The organism is Streptomyces sp. SID5464 (genome assembly GCF_009862985.1).
GTDB classification, from domain to species: domain Bacteria; phylum Actinomycetota; class Actinomycetes; order Streptomycetales; family Streptomycetaceae; genus Streptomyces; species Streptomyces chartreusis_D.
The window spans coordinates 29,758-30,875 of the sequence record NZ_WWIQ01000028.1 but is presented as its reverse complement, the minus strand read 5'-3'; the positions used below and the strand labels follow the sequence as shown (position 1 = coordinate 30,875).

General features: G+C 67.3%; 1 protein-coding gene. It reads left to right on the top strand.

Features of this window, described 5'->3' with window-relative positions; genetic code table 11:
* Positions 1 to 75: 75 nt before the first annotated feature.
* A partial coding sequence (locus tag GTY47_RS18910; protein WP_158688489.1) for an acyltransferase domain-containing protein occupies positions 76 to 1,118 on the top strand: 1,043 nt, incomplete at its 3' end.

Genomic DNA, 1,118 nt, shown 5'->3' with positions numbered 1-1,118 from the left:
TCGGTGGGGGAGTTGGTTGCGGGGTTGGAGTCGGTGGTTGGTGAGGGGGGTGTGGTGGCTCGTGAGGGTGTGCGGGTGGGGTTGTTGTTCGCGGGTCAGGGGGCTCAGTGGGCGGGGATGGGCCGGGATTTGTATGAGGGGTCGTCGTTGTTCGCGGGGGTGGTTGATGAGTTGTGTGGGGTGTTGGACGGGTTGGTGGGTGGTTCGGTCCGGGAGGTGATGTTCGGGCTGGGTGGTGTTGAGGGTTTGTTGGATCAGACGGTGTGGGCTCAGGCGGCGTTGTTCGTGTTGGAGGTGGGGCTGTTTCGTTTGGTGGAGTCGTGGGGTGTGGTGCCGGATGTGGTGGTGGGGCATTCGGTGGGTGAGATTGCTGCGGCGCATGTGGCGGGGGTGTTGTCGGTTGAGGATGCGTGTGTGTTGGTGGCTGCTCGGGGTCGGTTGATGCAGGGGCTGCCTGTGGGTGGGGCGATGGTGTCGGTGGCTGCCGGGGTGGAGGTGGTGGAGCCGTTGGTGGTGGCTGCTGGTGCCGGGGTGGCGGTGGCGGCGGTGAATGGTCCGGCCTCGACGGTGGTGTCGGGGGATGCGGATGCGGTTGGGGTGGTGGTTGCGGCGTGTGAGGAGCGGGGGTTCAGGACGCGGCGGTTGCGGGTTTCGCATGCGTTTCATTCGGCGCGGATGGATCCGATGCTGGATGAGTTCCGGTCGGTGGTGGAGGGGCTGGGGTTCGGTGAGGCCCGGTTCGGGGTCGTGTCGACGTTGTTGGGGCGGGTGGCGGATCCGGGTGAGTTGGGGCGGCCGGAGTATTGGGTGCGTCAGGTGCGTGAGCCGGTGTTGTTCGCTGCTGCTGTGGGTGAGGCGGTGCGGGCTGGTGTGGGTGCGTTTGTGGAGGTGGGGCCGGGTGGTGGGCTGACGGCGATGGCGCGGGAGTGTGTCGGCGACGGTGAGGTTGTGCTGGTGCCGTTGTTGCGTAAGGGCCGGGGTGAGTGTGCGTCGGTGTTGGGGGCGGCGGGGCGGTTGTGGGAGCAGGGTGTGGAGTTCGACTGGCGGGCGATCCTGCCGCCGGTGCCTGCTGTCGAGTTGCCGACGTACGCCTTCGACCACACCCCCTACTGGCTGGA